Here is a 19,375-nt window from a genome sequence, read left to right as displayed (position 1 = left end):
TTGAGCATGCGTTTGACTTCGCGCTCATTCTTGCTTCCAAAAAGTTTCTTTAACAAAGGCGCAAACATATCGGCAGGTTCTTCCACACATAGGGATGGAGGGCGCACCGTCAGTGGCCCGAGCAGCCCTCACGGCCGCATGCGAACGCGCATTCTACCCGGAATCGTGGGTGAGGAAAGTGGCGTTATTCCCTGATGCTGGCATGAGGCGGTGAGAGGGCTTGTTTAAAATAAGGGCTTTTGCTGGAACTTCAACCCATGGAGGGCAGAAGTTACCAATTGATTTCACGAACAAAACCCCAGAAAAGCATGGCCTGGGGGCGTAGAGGTGCTTTCTGCTAAGATGGCCGCTCTGTTACTTTAGGTGTCCAATAATGGCATTTCGCCCCCTGACAGCCCGCGCTCCTGCCGTGTTGCTTCGCGATGCCAAGCCGTTGAAAGCCATCTTTGGCCATGCGCAACGCTTGGGCCATCTGCAACGCCTGCTCGAAAGCCAGCTGCAACCGGCTGCGCGCGAACATTGCCGCGTAGCGTCCTGGCGCGAAGGCAACCTGCTGCTAATTGTCACAGATGGCCACTGGGCAACGCGTTTGCGCTATCAGCAAAAACGCCTGCAACGTCAATTGATGGCGTTTGATGAATTTGCCGGCCTGACCCGGGTCCAGTTCAAAGTACAACCGCCCACTACGCTGCCGGCGGTGGCCGAGCATACTCACGATCTATCGACGAATGCGGCCGAAACCATTCAGGCAACGGCCGAGGGCATCAGCAACCCAGGCTTGCGCGCGGCGCTTGAAAGGCTCGCCGCCCACGCCAAGCCCAAGCCCTGACGCGCTATTTGCGCTTGCTACCGCCCAACAGCGACCCCAACAAACCCCGCACCAGTTGCCGCCCCATCTGGTTGGCGGCTTGTTGCATCGCTGACTTCAGGGCCTTGCCGGCCGTGGTGCCCAGAAACGCTCCCGCCTTGTCGGTGAAACTCGGCTCGTCGCTGGCCGACTTGGCGTCCTCGGTCGGCCCCAGTTCCTTGCGCGACATCAGCACTTCATAGGCGGATTCGCGATCGATCGGCTTGTCATAACGCCCTTGCAACGGTGAACGGGCCACCAACGCGGCGCGTTCGGCGTCGCTGAGCGGCCCGATCCGCGATTGCGGCGGTGCGACCAATACACGCTGCACGACTTCCGGCGTGCCCTTTTCCTGCAAGGTGCCCACCAAGGCCTCACCCGTGCCCAATTCGGTCAATACCGACAACGCATCAAATGCCGGGTTTGGTCGAAAACCCTCAGCCACGGCGCGCAGGGATTTTTGCTCTTTGGTGGTGAACGCCCGCAGGCCATGCTGGATACGCAGGCCGAGCTGGGCCAGTACGCTGTCCGGCAGGTCGCCGGGCGATTGGGTGACAAAATACACACCCACGCCTTTGGAACGAATCAGCCGTACTACCTGTTCAAGACGATCCTGCAACGCCTTGGGCGTGTCGGCGAACAGCAAATGCGCCTCATCGAAAAACAGAGCCAGCAGCGGTTTGTCGGCGTCACCGCGCTCGGGCAGTTGCTCGAACAACTCCGCCAACAACCACAGCAGGAACGTCGCGTACACCTTGGGTGCCTCGTGCACCAGGCGGCTGGCGTCCAACAGATGAATGCGCCCGCGCCCGTCACCGGTGGGCTGCAAGATATCTTCCAACTGCAAGGCCGGTTCGCCGAACAACGCTTCGGCGCCCTGCTGTTCCAGCACCGCCAGGCGGCGCAACAGTGCCTGGCTGGAACCGGTGGTCATCAGTGCCGCGTCTTCCCCCAACAACTCCGGGTGATAGCGCAAGTGGTTGAGCAGTGCCTTGAGGTCCTTGAGGTCCAGCAGCAACAGGCCTTCGCGATCCGCCACCTTGAACGCGGCATAAAGGGCCGACTGCTGGCTGTCGGTGAGTTCCAGCAGGCTGCCGAGCAACAACGGGCCCATTTCGCTGATGGTGGTGCGCAGTGGATGACCGGATTGCCCGTGAATATCCCACAGCGTGACCGGATAAGCCTTGGCGGTGTAATTGAGGAATGGCATGCCAGCGATACGTTCGGCAACCTTGCCTTGAGGATTCGCCGCAGCCCCCAGGCCGCACAGGTCACCCTTGATGTCCGCAGCAAACACCGCCACGCCCGCATCACTGAAGGCCTCTGCCAGGCGTTGCAACGTGACGGTCTTGCCCGTGCCGGTGGCGCCGGCGATCAACCCGTGACGGTTGGCCAGGCGCATGGCCTGGGCGATGGGCTGGCCGGAAAGGTCTGCACCGATAAGGAGTTGCGTGGAGTCAGGCATTTCGTCACCCATGGTTAATCTTTAGTGTCGCCAGGTCGATACAGGCTTATGTGAGACCCACAAAGTCCAAAAAAAGGTCAGGTAGTTCCTACAGGGACCCACAGAACTATCACAAGAAGTATCACACCTTTTTTGACGCTGCCATTTTGCGCATCCCATAAGGACGCGCTTCGGATATTAAGACCTTAGCGGACCCTACAAGCCATGAATAAAAATCTGCGCTTCAGCCATAAAATCCTGCTTGCAGCCTCCCTTATCGTCATCGCCGCATTCGCGCTGTTTACCCTCTATAACGACTACCTGCAACGCAACGCCATTCGCGACGACCTCAACAACTACCTGCATGAAATGGGTGATGTCACCGCCAGCAACATTCAAACCTGGCTGACAGGGCGCATTGCCCTGGTGGAAAACGCCGCGCAAAACATCGCCATCAACCCCGAGCCTTCCGTGGTTGCCGGCCTGCTGGAACAGAAAGCGCTGACCTCTGCCTTCATGGCGACCTACGTCGGCGACAGCAAAGGCGCCTTTACCATCCGCCCTGATACCAAAATGCCAGACGGCTTCGACCCGCGCGTCCGCCCCTGGTACAAGGGCGCCCAGAGCAGCAACGGCTCAACCCTGACAGAACCTTATATCGATGCCGCCACCGGCAAACTGATCATTTCCGTTGCCACTCCCAGCACCCAAGGTACCCAGAGCATCGGCGTGGTCGGTGGCGACCTGAGCCTGCAAACCCTGGTGGATAACATTGGCGCGCTGAATTTCGGCGGGATGGGCTATGCGTTCCTGGTCAGTGCCGATGGCAAAGTATTGGTACACCCGGACAAAAACCTGGTGATGAAGACCCTGGCCGACGTGTATCCAAAAAACACCCCGAAGATCAGCCCGGACTTCAGCGAAGTCGAGGCCAACGGCAAGGACACTATCGTGACCTTTATACCGATCAAGGGCCTGCCTTCCGTGAACTGGTACCTCGGTATTGCGGTGGATAAAGACAAATCCTTCGCCATGCTCAGCGAATTCCGCACTTCGGCGGTCATCGCCACGCTCATTGCCGTGGTGATCATCATCGCCCTGCTCGGCATGCTGATCCGCATCCTGTTGCAACCACTGCATGTGATGACCCGCGCCATGCAGGACATCGCCGACGGCGAAGGCGATCTGACCCGACGCCTGACGATCCAGAATCACGATGAATTCGGCACGCTGGGTAACGCCTTCAACCGCTTCGTGGAGCGGATTCATACGTCGATCCGCGAAGTATCCTCGGCCACTGAACAGGTCAATGAGGTGGCACTGCGCGTGGTCAGTGCCTCCAACTCGTCGATGGTCAACTCCGACGAGCAGGCCAACCGCACCAGCAGCGTCGCCGCTGCCATCAACGAATTGGGGGCTGCGGCCCAGGAAATCGCGCGCAATGCCGCGCAAGCCTCCCATCAAGCCAGCGATGCACGGCATCTGGCTGAAGACGGCCAGCACGTGGTCGAGCGCAATATCCAGGCGATGAACCAGCTGTCAGCGATGATCAGTGCTTCCAGCAGCAACATCGAAGCACTCAATAGCAAAACCGTGAACATCGGACAGATTCTTGAGGTGATCACCAGTATTTCCCAACAAACCAACCTGCTGGCGCTGAACGCAGCCATTGAAGCGGCTCGCGCAGGCGAAGCCGGACGTGGGTTTGCGGTGGTCGCGGACGAAGTGCGCAACTTGGCGCATCGCACTCAGGAATCAGCGCAACAAGTGCAAAAGATGATCGAGGAATTGCAAGTCGGTGCCCGGGAGTCGGTCAGCACCATGAGTGAAAGCCAGCGTCACAGCCTCGACAGTGTGGACATCGCCAACCTGGCCGGTGAACGCCTGAACAGTGTGACCCAGCGCATCGGCGAGATCGATGGCATGAACCAGTCAGTCGCCACCGCCACTGAAGAGCAAACCTCGGTGGTGGAGTCGATCAACATGGACATCACCGAGATCAACACCCTTAATCAGGAAGGCGTGGAAAACCTGCAGTCCACGCTGCGCGCCTGTGCCGACCTCGAGCAACAGGCGGCGCGATTGAAGCAATTGGTCGGTAGCTTCCGAATCTGATCCTGGCGGGCAGTTACTCGCCCTCGGGCTCGGGTTTACGCTGCTCCCGCTCCCACAATTGGGCGGCACCGGGAAAATCGGTGCCGTCCTCACTGTCCAGGTCATCCGGATCAAATCGACTCAAACACCCCTCGCCCACCGTCGCCGGGGCTTTTGATGTGGCTTTGTCCAGCGGATCACTCATTGCTCACTCCTCAACGGCACGCAAAGAAAAAGGGCCTGGGACGATTTAACGCCCAGGCCCTTCATTCTTCAATCACAACAGGTCGGTCAGAACACCACCGTCTTGTTGCCGTGCACCAGCACGCGGTCTTCCAAGTGGTAACGCAGGCCACGGGCCAGCACCATCTTCTCGACGTCACGGCCGAAACGCACCATGTCTTCAATGCTGTCGCTGTGGCTGACACGCACCACGTCCTGCTCGATGATCGGGCCGGCGTCCAGCTCCTCGGTGACGTAGTGGCACGTCGCGCCGATCAGCTTCACGCCACGCAGGGAAGCCTGATGGTAAGGCTTGGCGCCCACGAACGACGGCAGGAAGCTGTGGTGAATGTTGATCACCTTGCCGGCGTATTCGCGGCACAGCTCCGGCGGCAGGATTTGCATGTAGCGCGCAAGCACCACGACATCGGCTTCGTGCTGCTTGACCAAGCGGGAGACTTCGGCGAAGGCCGGCTCCTTGTCCTGCGGGTTGACCGGCACGTGGTAATACGGGATGCCATGCCACTCAACCATGCTGCGCAGGTCGTCGTGGTTGGAAATCACGCAAGCGATCTCGCAGTCCAGTTCATCACTGTGCCAGCGGTGCAGCAAGTCAGCCAGGCAGTGGGATTCGCGACTAGCCATCAACACCACGCGTTTTTTCTGCTCGGTGTCGGTGATGTGCCAGGTCATCGAAAACTCTTCGGCGATCGGCGCAAATGCCTCGCGGAAGGCCTCAAGGCCGAAGGGCAGCGTATCGGCACGGATCTCATGACGCATGAAGAACCAACCACTGAGATTGTCCGAGTGATGACTCGCCTCGGTGATCCAACCGTTGTGGGACGCCAGAAAGTTACTGACTTTGGCAACGATGCCGACCCGGTCCGGGCAAGCAATCACCAGCCGAAAAGTGCGCATTAGGGGGAAACTCCAGAACTTCGCAAAGGCCGCCATTCTAGCGATTGCGCAGGAAAACTGCAGTATCCGTTAACGCTTATTCTGATCACCGGCCCACGCCTTGACCCTTAAGACGCTAAGGCTTTACCACCTTTATATGAATCTATTTTGCCACCCTACGGTTGTTCCGCGCATTTCAGGAGAATTGTCTTTAGGTCTACGCCCTTGTAATTAACTCGAATGCATAGCATTGCTACAAACATTTAAAGTAATTCACAGAAATGCGACCTTAAATGTTTACTTGGGCATACCGCCTGACTATTATTGAGCTACTATCCCTGTCAATCAGCGCTCTACATAAGGTAGTCCACATGTCTCTGATCAACGAATACCGTGCCACCGAAGAAGCTATCAAAGAGCTGCAAGCCCGTTTGAAGAACCTGTCCCAAGACGACAAACTGCAAACCGAGCTGGAATTCGAAGGCAAACTGCGCACCCTGATGGGTGAATACTCCAAATCCCTGCGTGACATCATCGCGCTGCTGGATCCAGAGTCGAAAGTTAAAGCACCGCGCGGCGCTGTGAAAACTACCGGCACCAAGCGTGCTCGCAAGGTCAAACAATACAAGAACCCACACAACGGCGAAGTGATTGAAACCAAAGGTGGCAACCACAAAACGCTGAAAGAGTGGAAAGCCAAGTGGGGCGGTGACGTGGTTGAGGGTTGGGCTACCCTGCTGGGCTAAGCCTCGCCAGGCTCGCGCCTGATACGCGACACATTAAAAAAACGCCAGCCTGCTGGCGTTTTTTATTGCCTGTCTATTCTGTGAGCCGCGATTACAGATTCATCCTCGCGGCTAGAGTGTCCGCATATTCCTGCCATTGCTCCAGCACCCCATGCTGAAACGACGTCGCACTAACGGCAAACTCCTGCCGAGCCTGATTAAATGCGTCAAGGGTATTCGGTGCGCCCCATTCCGGGCTGGACAAACGTTGCTGACAAAAAAGTTTCCAGCGTTGTTGCTCCTCACTGTTCAAGGTATCGGGGAAGTTACGTGCACGGTAGCGAAATAATAATTCAGGCAAACGGTGATCATCAAATGGCCACTGCTGGCGTGCTAATTGCGCAGGCTCGGCCGTGCGGACTTGCTCACATAAACGCCGATCCCGGTCCCCGATAAAACCGTCGTAAAGCTGTTGTTCCGGGTCGGCACTCGCTGCGAAATCCTCTTCGGCGTAAATGGCCGCTAACTTATCGCGCCAAACTTCCTGTGCGTCAGTTAGCCGCAGCGCTCGCTCCTGATAAATATTCATGTCCAAGTGCAGGCGTTCACGATCTTCTGCCCGTAGCACATTCAAGGGAGCAACCACCGGGCAGCGATTGATATGCACCAGTTTGAGCGGTACCGGCAGTTCGCCCTCCGCCAGCGCTTCACGGCGGGTATAAAGACGTTGGCGCAGCGTGTCGGCATCAAGGTCCAGCAACCCTTGCGGGTCGAGCCCAAGGTCGCAGACGATCAAGGCATTGCGATTGCGCGGGTGCCATGCCAGCGGCAGCACAACCCCCAGGTAATGACGCTCGGCGGAAAAACGCCCGGAGATGTGCACCATCGGTTGCAGCAAGCGCACCTGGTCCATCACCCGTTGCTTGCTGCGCAGCTGAAATAACCATTCATACAGCTTGGGTTGTTTCTCACGAATCCGTCGAGCCAGGGCAATCGTGGCGCGCACGTCGGACAACGCATCGTGCGCCTGACCATGGTCGATACCGTTGGCTTCGGTCAGGCGTTCCAACTTGAGCGTGACGCGCCCATCCTGCTGTGGCCATTCAATCCCCTCGGGGCGCAGGGCGTAGGCCGTGCGGACGACATCGATCAAATCCCAGCGACTGTTACCGCCCTGCCATTCCCGTGCGTAAGGATCAAAGAAATTGCGATACAGGCTGTAGCGCGTCATTTCATCGTCAAACCGCAAGGTGTTGTAACCCGCGCCGCAGGTCCCCGGGGCGGCCAGTTCAGCGTGCACCCGCGTCATGAAGTCGGCCTCGGCCAGGCCTTTTTCCGCGAGTATCGCGGGGGTGATACCGGTAATCGCACAGGCGACAGGATGGGGCAGGATATCGTCGCTGGGCTGGCAATAAAGATTGACCGGCGCGCCGATCTCGTTGAGTTCGAGGTCCGTACGAATGCCGGCTACCTGAAGTGGGCGGTCGCTGCGCGGGTTGATACCGGTGGTTTCATAGTCGTACCAGAAAATGGAGGTCACGGGCTTTTCCTGTACTGAAGATCGTCAAAGTCTAGGCGTTGAGCAACCCCCGCGACCAGCACCAAATGTACTGTACAAACATCCAGCAAAACCTTGAATGGTTGCTTCCATCGCCGACACTGCTAGCATCCGTGTCTTCCAGCCACTCTGCACTGCCAAGGATCGCGATGCCGTCAGCCCCATTGGACACCCGCTACCAGATCGAGACCCCGGAGGGCATCGACCTGCCACTGCGCCCGGCCGGCCTGGTGCCACGCGTGCTGGCCTTCGCCTTTGACTTGGGTTTGCGCGGAGTCATCATGGGTATTCTGTTGGTACCGCTGGCCTTGCTGGGCAACGTCGGTATCGGCCTGGGCTCGCTGCTGTTGTTCCTGATCAGTTGGTGGTACATGGTGCTGTTCGAGGTGCTTAACCAGGGATGCTCGCCCGGCAAACAGGTCATGGGGTTACGTGTCGTACAAGATGACGGCACCCCGATTAGCTGGTCCGCGTCACTGATCCGTAACCTGCTGCGATTTGTCGACATGCTGCCATTCGGCTATTTCCTCGGCGCTATCAGTTGCCTGCAGCATGTTCACTTCAAGCGACTGGGCGACCTGGCCGCCGGCACACTGGTGATTTACCGAGAGCAGCCGTTGGAGCGCCCCCAGATACCTCAAGCTGCAGCCTTGCGCCTGCCCTTTGCCCTGGACTTGAGCGAACAACGGGCCATCCTTGCCTTCGCGGAACGCCAGACTGAACTGTCCACTGAGCGCGTTCACGAGCTGGCTTCGATTCTCGCCACCCCTTTGCAGGTATCCCCGGCTCGCGCTGTAGAGCAACTCAACGGCGTGGCCCGCGGCCTGTTGGGGCCAACATGAAGCAGAGCCTTTTCGAAAGCCGCCACCAGCCCCAATGGCAAGCCTTTGCCGAACACCTGAAACAGTTGGAGCAAGGTAAGGCCAAGCCCGGCGACGTGGCTGACTTCCCCCATCAGTACCGACGCCTGTGCCAGCACCTGGCCCTGGCCCAGGAGCGTGGCTACAGCAGCTACCTGGTAGACCCACTGCAGCAACTGGCCCTGCGCGGCCATCAACAACTTTACCGCCATCGCAGCCAATTGGCGGCCAATGTACTGGGGTTCATACTCGCCGATTTTCCTCGGTTAGTGCGGGAACAGTGGCGTTTCGTGCTGATAGCAAGCCTGCTGTTCTTTGGCAGCCTGATCGGTATCGCGCTGCTGGTGTACCTGTTTCCTGACCTGATCTACAGCATCGTCAGCCCCCAGCAAGTGGCCGAGATGCAGGGCATGTATGACCCCGACGCCAGCCGCCTGGGCCGCGCCGCCGAGCGAGCATCGAGCGAAGACTGGATGATGTTCGGCTACTACGTGATGCACAACATCGGTATCGCGTTCCAGACATTTGCCGCCGGCTTATTGTTCGGCCTGGGCAGCGTGTTCTTTCTGATTTTCAACGGTCTGGTCATCGGTGCAGTCTCCGGGCACCTGACCGAAATCGGCTATGGCCAGACCTTCTGGTCATTCGTCATCGGCCATGGCGCATTCGAACTGACCGCGATCGCCCTCGCCGGTGCCGCCGGTTTGCAGTTGGGCTGGGCGCTGATCGCTCCGCGACAGTTGACCCGTGGTGAATCCTTACGGCTGGCGGCGCGCAAGAGCGTGCAAATGTTGTGCGGCGTCATGATCTTCCTACTGATCGCTGCCTTCATCGAGGCTTACTGGTCATCCACCACTGCGATAACCCCTTGGGTCAAATACCTGGTGGGCGCTGTCCTGTGGCTGCTGGTGATCGTTTACCTGAGCGTTGCCGGAAGGACCCACCATGCGCCTGAGTGATGCCAGCGTGGTAATCCGCCCCCGTACTGCCTGGGAGGCCATGGACCTTGGCGTACTAATGGCACGGGAACACCGCCTGCTATTGATGAGCAGTTGGGCGTTGGTCACTCTGCCAGTGTTTGCCTTACTCACTGCCCTGCTGTGGCAGTACCCGTCTACTGCGATATCCCTGTTCTGGTGGCTCAAGCCCGCCTTTGACCGCTTGCCGCTGTACATCCTGTCCAAGGCCTTGTTTGGCGAAACGCCCAGCGTCAAGCAGGCGGTGCGCCAGTGGCCAAGCCTGCTCAAAGGCCAGCTGCTGGCCAGCCTGACCTGGCGACGGCTCAGCCTGAGCCGCAGCTTTTTAATGCCTGTGAGCCAACTCGAAGGCCTGGATGGCCCAGCACGCCAAAAACGCCTGGGCGTACTGCAGCAACGCAATGCCGGCGCCGCACGTTGGCTGACCACCATCGGGGTGCACCTGGAAATCGGCCTGTGGTTTGGTTGCATGGCGCTGTTCTATTTCTTTATTCCCCAAAACATCGAGACGGATTGGGACTGGCAACGCATGGCACTGGCGACAAGCGCGGAAGGGCTTTGGTTGGAACATCTGGGCAACGCCTTCTATGCCTTGATCCTGGTGTTTTGGGAGCCGATCTACGTCGCCTGCGGTTTCAGCCTCTACCTTAACCGCCGTACCGCACTGGAAGCCTGGGACTTGGAGTTGGTCTTCCGACGTCTTCGTCAACGCCTGAGCAGTGTTGTGCCGTTGCTATTACTGATGATCGGGTTAACGTTGCTGCCATTCAGTCCGCCCGTCATGGCCGATCCTTCCAGTCCCCCCAAGCCGCTGAGCACCCAGAGTGCGAACCAGTCCGTAAAGGTGATACTGGACAAGCCGCCCTTCAAAAACCCGGAAACCGTCACCCGCTATCGCTTCGGCGAAGAACAACCCGCCACTAAAAACAAGGCTCACAGCGATGGCAGACTTCCGGCCTGGCTGAAGGCGCTGCTGGACAACCTCAACAGCAATACCTTCAAACACATCGCCCAAGGTTTGGAAGTCCTGTTGTGGGGGCTTCTGATCGGTAGCCTGATCATGCTCGCGTGGCGGTATCGCGAATGGTTGCGCACCTTCGTCACTCGGCGGGCGCCTCGCAAACCGAAAACCGTCGCCCCCCTACCTGCGCAACTGTTCGGCCTTGAACTGGGCGTCGAGACCTTGCCCGACGATGTCGCCAGCACTGCGGAACAGCTGTGGGCCACCCACCCCAGGGAAGCCCTCGGCCTGCTGTATCGAGGCCTTCTCAGCCGACTGCTGCATGACTTCAGCCTGCCGCTGAAAAGCGCTGACACCGAAGGTCAGGTCCTGGCACGTGTAAACCAATTGCAGCAGCCGCAATTGCTGGCTTTCAGCGATGAGCTGACTCGGCACTGGCAAAACCTCGCCTATGGCCATCGCCTTCCCCCCCTCACCGCCCAGCAAAAACTGTGCAGTGACTGGCGCACCCTGTTCAACGCAGGGAGCCAGCCATGAACCGGCCATTACTGTGGGTTGGACTATTACTGGCGTGCCTGCTTGGAGCGGGTGGTTACTACGCCTGGAGCAAGGCGATTCCCTACGATGAAGTCGTGGACCGTGGCCCTTCCCCGGAAGCCTTGGCCAACCCCTACCTGGCGGCCGAACACTTTCTGCGCCAACAAGGCCTGACAGTTGAACAGGCCAATAGCCTGGAACGGCTGACGGCCCTGCCGGCCAAGGGCAACAGCCTATTGCTGCTCGGCGAACGCAGTAACATGTCGCCACGCCAGGTGGAGCAACTGCTGAGATGGGCAAAATCCGGCGGCCACCTGCTACTGGTGGCCGAGGCACTCTGGGATGAAGAGACCGGCAAAAGCGGCGACCTGCTGCTCGATCGTCTGCCTATCCACCAGACCTTGAGTGACGAGCCTGACGAGCTCGCCCCCACCCGTGAAAAGCCGCCTAAAAAGAAAGCCCCGGACCTGACCAAGCTCTATGTCGACAATGAAACCGCACCGGCGTATTTCAGTTTCGACACGGACTTCAACCTCACCGACCCCAAGCATCTGGCGCAATTTTCCGCCAATAGCGCAAAGTCGACTCACCTGATGCAACTCCACCTCGGGGAAGGCAGCGTCACGGTCATCACCGACAGCGACCTGTGGAAAACCCCGGACATAGGCAAGCACGATAATGCCTGGCTGCTGTGGTACCTGAACCAGGGCACCGCCGTGACCTTGCTGTTCAACAGTGACTTCGACGACCTGTTCACCCTATTGCTACGGTATTTCCCCCAAGCCCTGGTGGCACTCATTGCCCTGGTCGCCCTGGCACTTTGGCGGGCCGGTATGCGTCATGGCCCGATCCGGCCACCCGCCTCCAACGCCCGTCGCCAATTGCAGGAACACCTGAAAGCCAGCGCCGACTTCCTGTTGCGCCGTAGCGGCCATGGCACGCTGCTGCATGCCCTACAGCGCGATATCTTGCGCACCGCACGGCGCCGTCACCCAGGTTTTGAACACCTCGACAACGCAGAACAGTGGCGGGTGCTTGAACACCTGACGCGTCAACCTTCTCACGTGATCAGCCAGGCCCTTGGCCCACTCCCGGCGAAACGGCTCTCCAGCGCCGATTTCAGCCGGCAGGTGGCATGCCTGCAAACCCTCAGGAATGCCCTATGAGCGAATTTCCAAGCGCCACCGCCTTGACCCGCGAAACTTTGCAACGCGCCAGCGGACAAGCCCAGGCCCTGCGCACTGAGCTACGCAAGGCGGTGATTGGCCAGGACGCGGTGATCGACGATGTCTTGACCGCACTGATCGCCGGCGGCCATGTGCTGCTGGAAGGTGTGCCAGGGCTGGGCAAAACCTTGCTGGTACGAGCCCTGGCGCGTTGCTTTGATGGCGATTTCGCGCGTATCCAGTTCACCCCGGACCTGATGCCCAGCGATGTCACCGGCCACGCCGTGTACGACCTTCACACCGAACAGTTCAAGCTACGCAAGGGACCGGTGTTCACCCACTTGTTGCTGGCCGACGAAATCAACCGCGCGCCGGCGAAGACCCAGGCAGCCTTGCTCGAGGCCATGCAGGAGCGGCAGGTCACCCTCGAAGGCGAGCCGCTGCCCATCGGCCAACCGTTCATGGTGCTGGCGACCCAGAACCCCATCGAACAGGAAGGCACCTACCCCCTGCCGGAAGCGGAACTGGATCGTTTCATGCTCAAGGTGCGCATGGATTACCCCGACGCACAGCAGGAATTGGACATGGTGCGCGAAGTCACGCGCTCGTCGCGGGCCGACATGCTGGATGTACACCCATTGCGCACGGTGTTGCAGGCCGGGGACGTGCTGCAGTTGCAGCAGATTGCCAGTGACCTGGCCCTGGACGAACACGTGCTCGATTATGCGGTACGCCTGGCACGCGCCACCCGTAGCTGGCCAGGGCTGGCGATCGGCGCCGGGCCTCGTGCCTCGATCGACCTGGTACGCGGCGCCCGCGCCCGCGCGTTGTTGCGCGGTGGTGAATTCGTCACCCCGGACGATATCAAGGGATGTGCCCTGGCAGTACTGCGCCATCGGGTGCGTATCGCGCCCGAGCTGGATATAGAGGGGCTGGAGGTCGACCAGGTGCTCAAGCAACTGCTCGATCAGATCCCGGCTCCCCGGCAATGACTCGCCCATGAAACCGACCCGTCTGCTGTTGAACTGGCTCGGCGTATTGCTGGGCCTGGGCATCCTGCTGGGCACTGCAGCAGCATTGCAGTTCAAAGTGCCCGACACCTTGCACTCCGTGACGTGGGGGTTGCTCCTGGCGCTGTTGCTGCTGGCCATGCTGGATGCGATGCGCCTGCGTCGCCGCCCGTCTCCCCGCGTACACCGACAGATGCCCGCAAGCCTGGCACTTGGACGGTGGGGCGAGGTACGCCTGGCCTTGGACCATGACTTCCCACAGCCGCTGACAGTGCAGGTATTCGATCATGTCCCCGACGGGTTGACCGTGGAAAACATGCCCCAGTCCATAAACCTGCGCCCCGGTGAACGCAGTGAGCTGGGTTATCGTCTGCGCCCACTGCGGCGGGGACACTTCAGTTTCAGCCGCTGTGAAATTCTGCTGCCCAGCCCAATGGGGCTGTGGTCAGCGCGGCGCTTTATCGAGGTGAGCGATGCCACCCGCGTCTACCCGGATTTCGCCCGACTCTACGGCGCACAGCTGCTGGGCGTGGACAACTGGCTGAGCCAACTGGGTGTGCGTCAACGTCAACGCCGAGGGTTGGGGCTGGAGTTTCATCAGTTGCGCGAGTTTCGCGACGGCGACAGCCTGCGGCAAATCGACTGGAAGGCCACCGCGCGGCAGCGCACCCCCATCGCCCGTGAATACCAGGATGAACGCGACCAACAGATCGTGTTCATGCTTGATTGCGGCCGACGCATGCGCAGCCAGGATGACGAGCTGTCGCATTTTGACCATGCCCTCAACGCCTGCCTGTTGCTCAGCTACGTCGCCTTGCGTGAAGGTGATGCGGTGGGACTGTGCACCTTTGCCAGTGACCAGCCGCGCTACCTCGCGCCAGTGAAGGGCAGTAGCCAGTTGAACCTGTTGCTCAACGCGGTATACGACCTGGACACCACTCGACGGACTGCCGATTATCAGGCTGCGGCCAGCCAACTGCTGGCTCGGCAAAAGCGCCGTGCATTGGTGGTCGTGGTGACTAACCTGCGGGATGAGGACGATGAGGCGCTGCTGACGGCCGTCAAGCGCATCAGCCGACAGCATAGGGTGATGGTGGCCAGTTTACGCGAGGAAGTGCTCGATCAATTGCGCCAGGCTCCCGTGCAAACCTTGTCCGAAGCCTTGGCCTACAGCGGCACCATCGACTACCTCAATACCCGCGATGAGCTGCACGACCGCCTCGGCGCCCAAGGGTTATCCGTATTGGACACCTTGCCGTCTGAACTGGGACCGGCCCTGGTGACACGTTACCTGGGCTGGAAGAAAGCCGGGGCTTTCTGACAAAAGCCCCCTTGAAACAGCGCACGGCCACAACAGGGGCTGCACTACCCCGGAACGGGTCGACCAGGCGCTGTGATTCAGGCCGACGCCTGTAAGGGATCAAAACTGAAGTAGTGCAATAAGACGCTGATCAACTGCCCATATTCCTCGGATGCCTTGAGCACGCTGAACCCGGAATCATAATGCTGCGGGTTGATATCTTCGTGGCTCCACAAACAGGTTGCCGTGAGATCAATCGGATGGAAGGTGCCGTCAGCACCGGGAATTTTCAAGCGCAGCTCGAAATCCACGTCGACCATCATGGGCAATTGGCTGATTAACATCAGTCCGTCTTCCGAGACATTGCCCAGAAAACCGATGGGCTTATCGGTGAGGCGGTTAAATACTTGCAGAAAATAAGGTAGCTGATGCCGCTCGATCCGTCGGTCGGTAAACATGGTGAGATCGCCATCCAATGGCCATTACTGCGGCCGTGCCAGTGATTCGGAACAGGCCAAAACGCCCGCTCTCCCTGGATCTCGGTGTGATAACAGGCAATATTTTGCCGCCAAACAGCCGCCGAGTCCGGGCCCCACATCCGTTTGCGTTTGAAACTTGTACAAACGAACATCTAAAGGATAGCCCAAGACTGGCAACGGGCCAGTTATGAAATGACGAATATCATCATAGCGAGGCTGGACGCGGCCGAGCGACGCTTGCGCCAGGGTAATGCCCCAGTTGTTGCAGGGTGTCGAGCCGCGCACGCGCACGATAGGCGTACTCACTCGAGGGGTACTGATTAATGATGAATTGGTAGGTCTGCACCGCATCGACGAACAGCTTTTGCCGCTCCAGGCATTGCCCGCGCAACATCGAAACCTCTGGCTGCACATAACGTCGGGTGCGACTTTCGCGGTCGACCTGGGACAATTCCAGGGTGACACGCTCACAATCACCGACCTTGTAGGCGCGGTAGGCGTTGTTCAAATGGTGGTCCATCGACCAACGGGTGCAGCCGACAACACTGACGGCCAGGGCAGCAATGAGCAAAATTCGCATGAGGGTTCTCCTGTCTTGTGCAGTGTATCGACCCCTCGTCGAAAATCTTCAAGGATGTTCGTATTCCACCGCAGCGAAAACAAGTCAATCATCGATAAGTAGTGCAAACGAACAATGACTACAACGAAAGAGCATAGTAGCCTTCCTCAGCGCTTGAACTCAGGAGTCTGTGCATGTCCGTCCGTCGTACCAAAATCGTCGCCACCCTTGGCCCGGCCAGCAACTCGCCGGAAGTCCTCGAACAGCTGATTCTGGCTGGTTTGGACGTTGCCCGTCTGAACTTCTCCCACGGCACCCCGGACGAGCACAAGGCTCGCGCCAAGCTGGTGCGTGAACTGGCTGCCAAGCACGGCCGCTTCGTGGCCCTGCTGGGTGACCTGCAAGGCCCGAAGATCCGTATCGCCAAATTCGCCAACAAGCGGATCGAGCTGAAAATCGGTGACACCTTCACCTTTTCCACCAGCCACCCGCTGACCGAGGGCAACCAGCACGTCGTGGGTATCGACTACCCGGACCTGGTCAAGGACTGCGGCGTCGGTGACGAGTTGCTGCTGGACGATGGCCGCGTGGTCATGCGCGTCGACACCGCCACCGGCACCGAGCTGATCTGCACCGTGACCATCGGCGGCCCACTGTCCGACCACAAAGGCATCAACCGCCGTGGCGGCGGCCTGACGGCCCCGGCATTGACGGAAAAAGACAAGGCTGACATCAAGCTCGCCGCCGAGATGGAAGTGGACTACCTCGCCGTGTCCTTCCCGCGCGACGCCGCCGACATGGAATACGCCCGTAAACTGCGCGACGAAGCCGGCGGCACCGCCTGGCTGGTCGCGAAGATCGAACGCGCCGAAGCCGTGGCCGACGACGAAACCCTCGACGGCCTGATCAAGGCTTCCGACGCGGTGATGGTTGCCCGTGGCGACCTCGGCGTGGAAATCGGTGATGCCGAGCTGATCGGTATCCAGAAGAAGATCATCCTGCACGCACGCCGCCACAACAAAGCGGTGATCGTGGCGACCCAGATGATGGAGTCGATGATCCAGAACCCGATGCCGACCCGTGCCGAAGTGTCCGACGTGGCCAACGCCGTGCTCGACTACACCGACGCCGTGATGCTCTCGGCTGAAAGTGCCGCCGGCCCGTATCCGCTGGAAGCCGTGCAAGCCATGGCGCGTATCTGCATCGGCGCTGAAAAGCACCCGACCAGCAAGACCTCCAGCCACCGTATCGGCAAAGAGTTCGAAAGCTGCGACCAGAGTATCGCCCTGGCGGCCATGTACACCGCCAACCACTTCCCAGGTGTGAAGGCGATCATTGCGCTGACCGAAAGTGGCTACACGCCATTGATCATGTCGCGCATCCGTTCGTCGGTGCCGATCTACGCGTTCTCCCCGCACCGCGAAACCCAGGCCCGCGCGGCCATGTTCCGTGGCGTGTACACCGTCCCGTTCGACCCGGCCTCGTTGCCGCCGCACGAAGTCAGCCAGGCTGCCATTGATGAGCTGATCAAGCGTGGTGTTGTAGAGAAAGGCGACTGGGTCATCCTGACCAAGGGCGACAGCTACCACACCATCGGCGGTACCAACGGCATGAAGATTCTGCACGTTGGCGACCCAATGGTCTGAGTGACACGCTGAAAAAATAAAAGCCCCGCCCTGTGAATGGCGGGGCTTTTTGCATTTCAGACCAGAGTGACCTGCTGGCTGTCAGGGCCTCACCGACGTACCTTCAGCGACTGCTGATAAACCCCGACAACGCCGCAATCGCCTCAGGCGACCTCAACCGCTGGGTAAACAACGCCCCCTCCTCCTCGATCACCTGCCGCAACTGTTCGCGGTCCACGCTCTTCATCAACTGCTTGGTCACCTGCACCGCCCCCGGCGCCAGGGTTTCAAAACGCTCGGCCACTTCCCGTGCCTTGGCCAACGCCGCCTCACCACTGCCCAACGCCTCGGTGGCAATGCCCCAGGCAGCCGCCTGTTCACCGGTGAACCCCTCACCCAGCAATAGCAACTCAGCCGCCTTGGCATGCCCCAACAAGCGCGGCAGGATCAAACTCGAGCCAAATTCGGGACACAGTCCCAAATTGACGAACGGCATGCGCAACCGCGCATCGCGGCTGACATACACCAGGTCGCAATGCAGCAACAGGGTCGTGCCGATACCCACCGCCGCCCCCGCCACCGCAGCAATCACTGGTTTTCGACAGTTGAGCAGGCTCTTCATGAAGTGGAACGGCGGGGTATCAAGATCGCTGGGCGGATGGTCGAGAAAATCGCCAATGTCGTTGCCGGCAGTGAAGCACTCACTGCTGCCCTGGATCAGTACGCAGCGAATCTCCCCGTCCGCATCGGCCTGCTCCAACGCCTCGGCCAGTTGTGTGTACATGGCGCGGGTCAGGGCGTTCTTTTTGTCGGGGCGATTGAGCTGCAGGGTCAGCAGCCCACGTTCGCGCCGCTGTTGGATGGCGTCAGTCATGGTCAATCTCGCGACTGTAGAGTTCAGCGCTCAACCACGGGGCAGGAACACATCGGCCAGCAGTTGATTGCGCGGCAGTCCCGCCAGGAACAAGCGCTTGGAAAACGCTTCCACGCTGACAGGGTGCCCGCAGAGTAAGGCCAGAGTTTGCCGCGAAACAAGCCGCAGTTGCGCCAATGCCTGGGCCGACTCGGCCGCCGTCCATAGCTCCACCGACAGGTTGGGGTACTGCGCGGCCAGCGCCGCCAAGGGTTCGGCCAGATAATGGCCATCGGCATCATGGGCCAGGTGAATCACACGGATGGCCCCCTGATGATCCTGGCGCAGCGCTTCACGCAACACGCCCCACAACGGCCCCAACCCGGTACCGGATGCCAGCAGCCACAACGGCCGGGATTGCCAGTCAGGATCATATTGCAGTGCGCCCCCGCGTAATTCGCCCAAACGCAATCGGTCACCCACCGACAGCGCCCGCGCCGCATCGCTGAATTCGCCCGGATGACGGCAATCGATATGAAACTCCAGAAAGGCATCCTCCTGGGGCAAGCTCGCCAGGGAATACGGGCGCGCCACCGACCCCGCCCACAGCACCAGGTGCTGCCCGGCCCGGTAGCGCAGACTGCGCTCCGGTTGCAGGCGCAGGCGCAATACCGTCGAGTTCAACCACTCGATGCCCACCACCTCGGCCGGCAAACCGTCACGCAGCGGGTCAAACGTTTCGACGCGCAGATCCCCACGGACCTGGCACTGGCACGCCAAGCGCCAACCCTCCTGGCGTTGCGCCGCGCTCAAGGCCTCGGGCTGCTTGTCTTCGACCCCGCCCTGGCACCGCACCAGGCACGCATGGCAACTGCCGGCGCGGCAACTGTAAGGCACGGCCACACCCGCCTGGTTCAAGGCATCCAGCAGATTACTGCCGGCCGTTACCGACCAATGGCGTTCGCCGACGTACAGTTCAGGCATATAAGGACTCAATCAGAAAGGGCGCGCACAGGGAATCATGCCTGCGACAGTTTGACCATAGTCGGGTGTATCGGCCACCGCGCCGGGTTATACTGCCGCGCCTTTTTAGCGTCGCGCCTGCACCACTTTGGCGTGCCTTGGAAAGGTGAGCTCAGCCGACCGATGCAACACTGGGCTCACCTTTATTGAATGTTCCCTTATAGAGGAGCGCGACTCATGACCGTGATCAAGCAAGACGACCTGATTCAGAGCGTTGCCGACGCCCTGCAATTCATTT

At 59.7% G+C, this 19,375-nt stretch carries 19 protein-coding genes and 1 pseudogene; 11 read left to right on the top strand and 9 right to left on the bottom strand.

What is annotated here, in order from left to right; translation table 11 throughout:
- On the bottom strand, window positions 1-68 hold a 68-nt coding region (locus AC3ZU9_RS29765), incomplete at its 3' end, for a hypothetical protein (protein ID WP_490091716.1).
- A 305-nt stretch (window positions 69-373) separates the two neighbouring features.
- On the opposite strand from AC3ZU9_RS29765, the gene AC3ZU9_RS29760 reads away from it, so the two are divergent.
- Window positions 374-829, top strand: a complete 456-nt coding sequence (locus tag AC3ZU9_RS29760; RefSeq protein WP_015885628.1) for a DUF721 domain-containing protein — start codon at window positions 374-376, stop codon at window positions 827-829.
- 4 nt (window positions 830-833) lie between these two features.
- Here AC3ZU9_RS29760 and AC3ZU9_RS29755 read toward each other — a convergent pair whose 3' ends face one another.
- Window positions 834-2,312: a helicase HerA-like domain-containing protein gene (locus AC3ZU9_RS29755; RefSeq protein ID WP_015885629.1), complete on the bottom strand. Its 1,479-nt coding sequence runs from the start codon at window positions 2,310-2,312 to the stop codon at window positions 834-836.
- A gap of 204 nt (window positions 2,313-2,516) precedes the next feature.
- Here AC3ZU9_RS29755 and AC3ZU9_RS29750 point away from each other — a divergent pair.
- Together AC3ZU9_RS29750 and AC3ZU9_RS29745 are read left to right on the top strand one after the other, a co-directional pair.
- A pseudogene (locus AC3ZU9_RS29750) lies at window positions 2,517-3,548 on the top strand (HAMP domain-containing protein); the annotation flags it as partial.
- Between the two features lie 93 nt (window positions 3,549-3,641).
- On the top strand, window positions 3,642-4,406 hold the full coding sequence (locus AC3ZU9_RS29745; protein WP_370636119.1) for a methyl-accepting chemotaxis protein: 765 nt from the start codon (window positions 3,642-3,644) through the stop codon (window positions 4,404-4,406).
- Window positions 4,407-4,419: 13 nt separating this feature from the next.
- Here AC3ZU9_RS29745 and AC3ZU9_RS29740 read toward each other — a convergent pair whose 3' ends face one another.
- Together AC3ZU9_RS29740 and purU are read right to left on the bottom strand one after the other, a co-directional pair.
- Entirely contained in the window at window positions 4,420-4,590 is a 171-nt protein-coding gene (locus AC3ZU9_RS29740; protein ID WP_015885631.1) for a hypothetical protein, read from the bottom strand.
- Window positions 4,591-4,676: 86 nt separating this feature from the next.
- The gene (gene purU / locus AC3ZU9_RS29735) at window positions 4,677-5,525 is read right to left on the bottom strand and encodes a formyltetrahydrofolate deformylase (RefSeq protein WP_015885632.1); all 849 of its coding nucleotides are present in this window, start codon (window positions 5,523-5,525) and stop codon (window positions 4,677-4,679) included.
- A 350-nt stretch (window positions 5,526-5,875) separates the two neighbouring features.
- Between purU and mvaT the strand changes: the two genes are divergently transcribed.
- The gene (mvaT, locus tag AC3ZU9_RS29730) at window positions 5,876-6,250 is read left to right on the top strand and encodes a histone-like nucleoid-structuring protein MvaT (protein WP_005790963.1); all 375 of its coding nucleotides are present in this window, start codon (window positions 5,876-5,878) and stop codon (window positions 6,248-6,250) included.
- 91 nt (window positions 6,251-6,341) lie between these two features.
- On the opposite strand, the gene sbcB is transcribed toward mvaT, so the two are convergent.
- Window positions 6,342-7,769, bottom strand: coding sequence for an exodeoxyribonuclease I (sbcB, locus tag AC3ZU9_RS29725; RefSeq protein WP_015885633.1), 1,428 nt, complete (start codon window positions 7,767-7,769; stop codon window positions 6,342-6,344).
- 167 nt (window positions 7,770-7,936) lie between these two features.
- On the opposite strand from sbcB, the gene AC3ZU9_RS29720 reads away from it, so the two are divergent.
- The 6 genes from AC3ZU9_RS29720 to AC3ZU9_RS29695 are packed head-to-tail and all read left to right on the top strand — an operon-like array spanning window position 7,937 to window position 14,619.
- Window positions 7,937-8,629, top strand: coding sequence for an RDD family protein (locus tag AC3ZU9_RS29720; RefSeq protein ID WP_043205827.1), 693 nt, complete (start codon window positions 7,937-7,939; stop codon window positions 8,627-8,629).
- Window positions 8,626-9,606, top strand: a complete 981-nt coding sequence (locus AC3ZU9_RS29715) for a stage II sporulation protein M (RefSeq protein WP_490091715.1) — start codon at window positions 8,626-8,628, stop codon at window positions 9,604-9,606. The genes AC3ZU9_RS29720 and AC3ZU9_RS29715 overlap by 4 nt, the downstream gene beginning before the upstream one ends.
- Window positions 9,593-11,122 carry a DUF4129 domain-containing protein gene (locus AC3ZU9_RS29710; RefSeq protein WP_490091714.1) on the top strand — a complete coding sequence of 510 codons (1,530 nt, stop codon included), beginning with the start codon at window positions 9,593-9,595 and terminating at the stop codon, window positions 11,120-11,122. Before AC3ZU9_RS29715 ends, AC3ZU9_RS29710 begins: the two co-directional genes overlap by 14 nt.
- Window positions 11,119-12,288, top strand: a complete 1,170-nt coding sequence (locus tag AC3ZU9_RS29705) for a DUF4350 domain-containing protein (protein ID WP_490091713.1) — start codon at window positions 11,119-11,121, stop codon at window positions 12,286-12,288. Before AC3ZU9_RS29710 ends, AC3ZU9_RS29705 begins: the two co-directional genes overlap by 4 nt.
- Complete coding sequence (locus tag AC3ZU9_RS29700; RefSeq protein ID WP_250947245.1) at window positions 12,285-13,280, top strand: AAA family ATPase; 996 nt, start codon at window positions 12,285-12,287, stop codon at window positions 13,278-13,280. Before AC3ZU9_RS29705 ends, AC3ZU9_RS29700 begins: the two co-directional genes overlap by 4 nt.
- A 7-nt stretch (window positions 13,281-13,287) precedes the next feature.
- Window positions 13,288-14,619 carry a DUF58 domain-containing protein gene (locus AC3ZU9_RS29695; RefSeq protein WP_490091712.1) on the top strand — a complete coding sequence of 444 codons (1,332 nt, stop codon included), beginning with the start codon at window positions 13,288-13,290 and terminating at the stop codon, window positions 14,617-14,619.
- A 77-nt stretch (window positions 14,620-14,696) separates the two neighbouring features.
- Here the strand turns inward: AC3ZU9_RS29695 and AC3ZU9_RS29690 are convergent, their stop codons facing one another.
- Window positions 14,697-15,056, bottom strand: coding sequence for a PilZ domain-containing protein (locus tag AC3ZU9_RS29690; RefSeq protein WP_015885640.1), 360 nt, complete (start codon window positions 15,054-15,056; stop codon window positions 14,697-14,699).
- A gap of 226 nt (window positions 15,057-15,282) precedes the next feature.
- Window positions 15,283-15,657 (bottom strand): tol-pal system YbgF family protein, encoded by a 375-nt coding sequence (locus AC3ZU9_RS29685; RefSeq protein WP_015885641.1) that lies wholly within the window; start codon window positions 15,655-15,657, stop codon window positions 15,283-15,285.
- 173 nt (window positions 15,658-15,830) lie between these two features.
- On the opposite strand from AC3ZU9_RS29685, the gene pyk reads away from it, so the two are divergent.
- Window positions 15,831-17,282, top strand: a complete 1,452-nt coding sequence (gene pyk, locus AC3ZU9_RS29680) for a pyruvate kinase (RefSeq protein ID WP_015885642.1) — start codon at window positions 15,831-15,833, stop codon at window positions 17,280-17,282.
- Between the two features lie 103 nt (window positions 17,283-17,385).
- Here pyk and AC3ZU9_RS29675 read toward each other — a convergent pair whose 3' ends face one another.
- Together AC3ZU9_RS29675 and AC3ZU9_RS29670 are read right to left on the bottom strand one after the other, a co-directional pair.
- Entirely contained in the window at window positions 17,386-18,135 is a 750-nt protein-coding gene (locus AC3ZU9_RS29675) for an enoyl-CoA hydratase-related protein (protein WP_490091711.1), read from the bottom strand.
- Between the two features lie 30 nt (window positions 18,136-18,165).
- Window positions 18,166-19,098 (bottom strand): iron-sulfur-binding ferredoxin reductase, encoded by a 933-nt coding sequence (locus AC3ZU9_RS29670; protein ID WP_490091710.1) that lies wholly within the window; start codon window positions 19,096-19,098, stop codon window positions 18,166-18,168.
- Window positions 19,099-19,375: the final 277 nt, after the last annotated feature.

This window comes from Pseudomonas sp. A39 (assembly GCF_058145955.1).
Note: the sequence above shows the minus strand (reverse complement) of the source record. Positions and strands in the feature narration are given on the sequence as shown.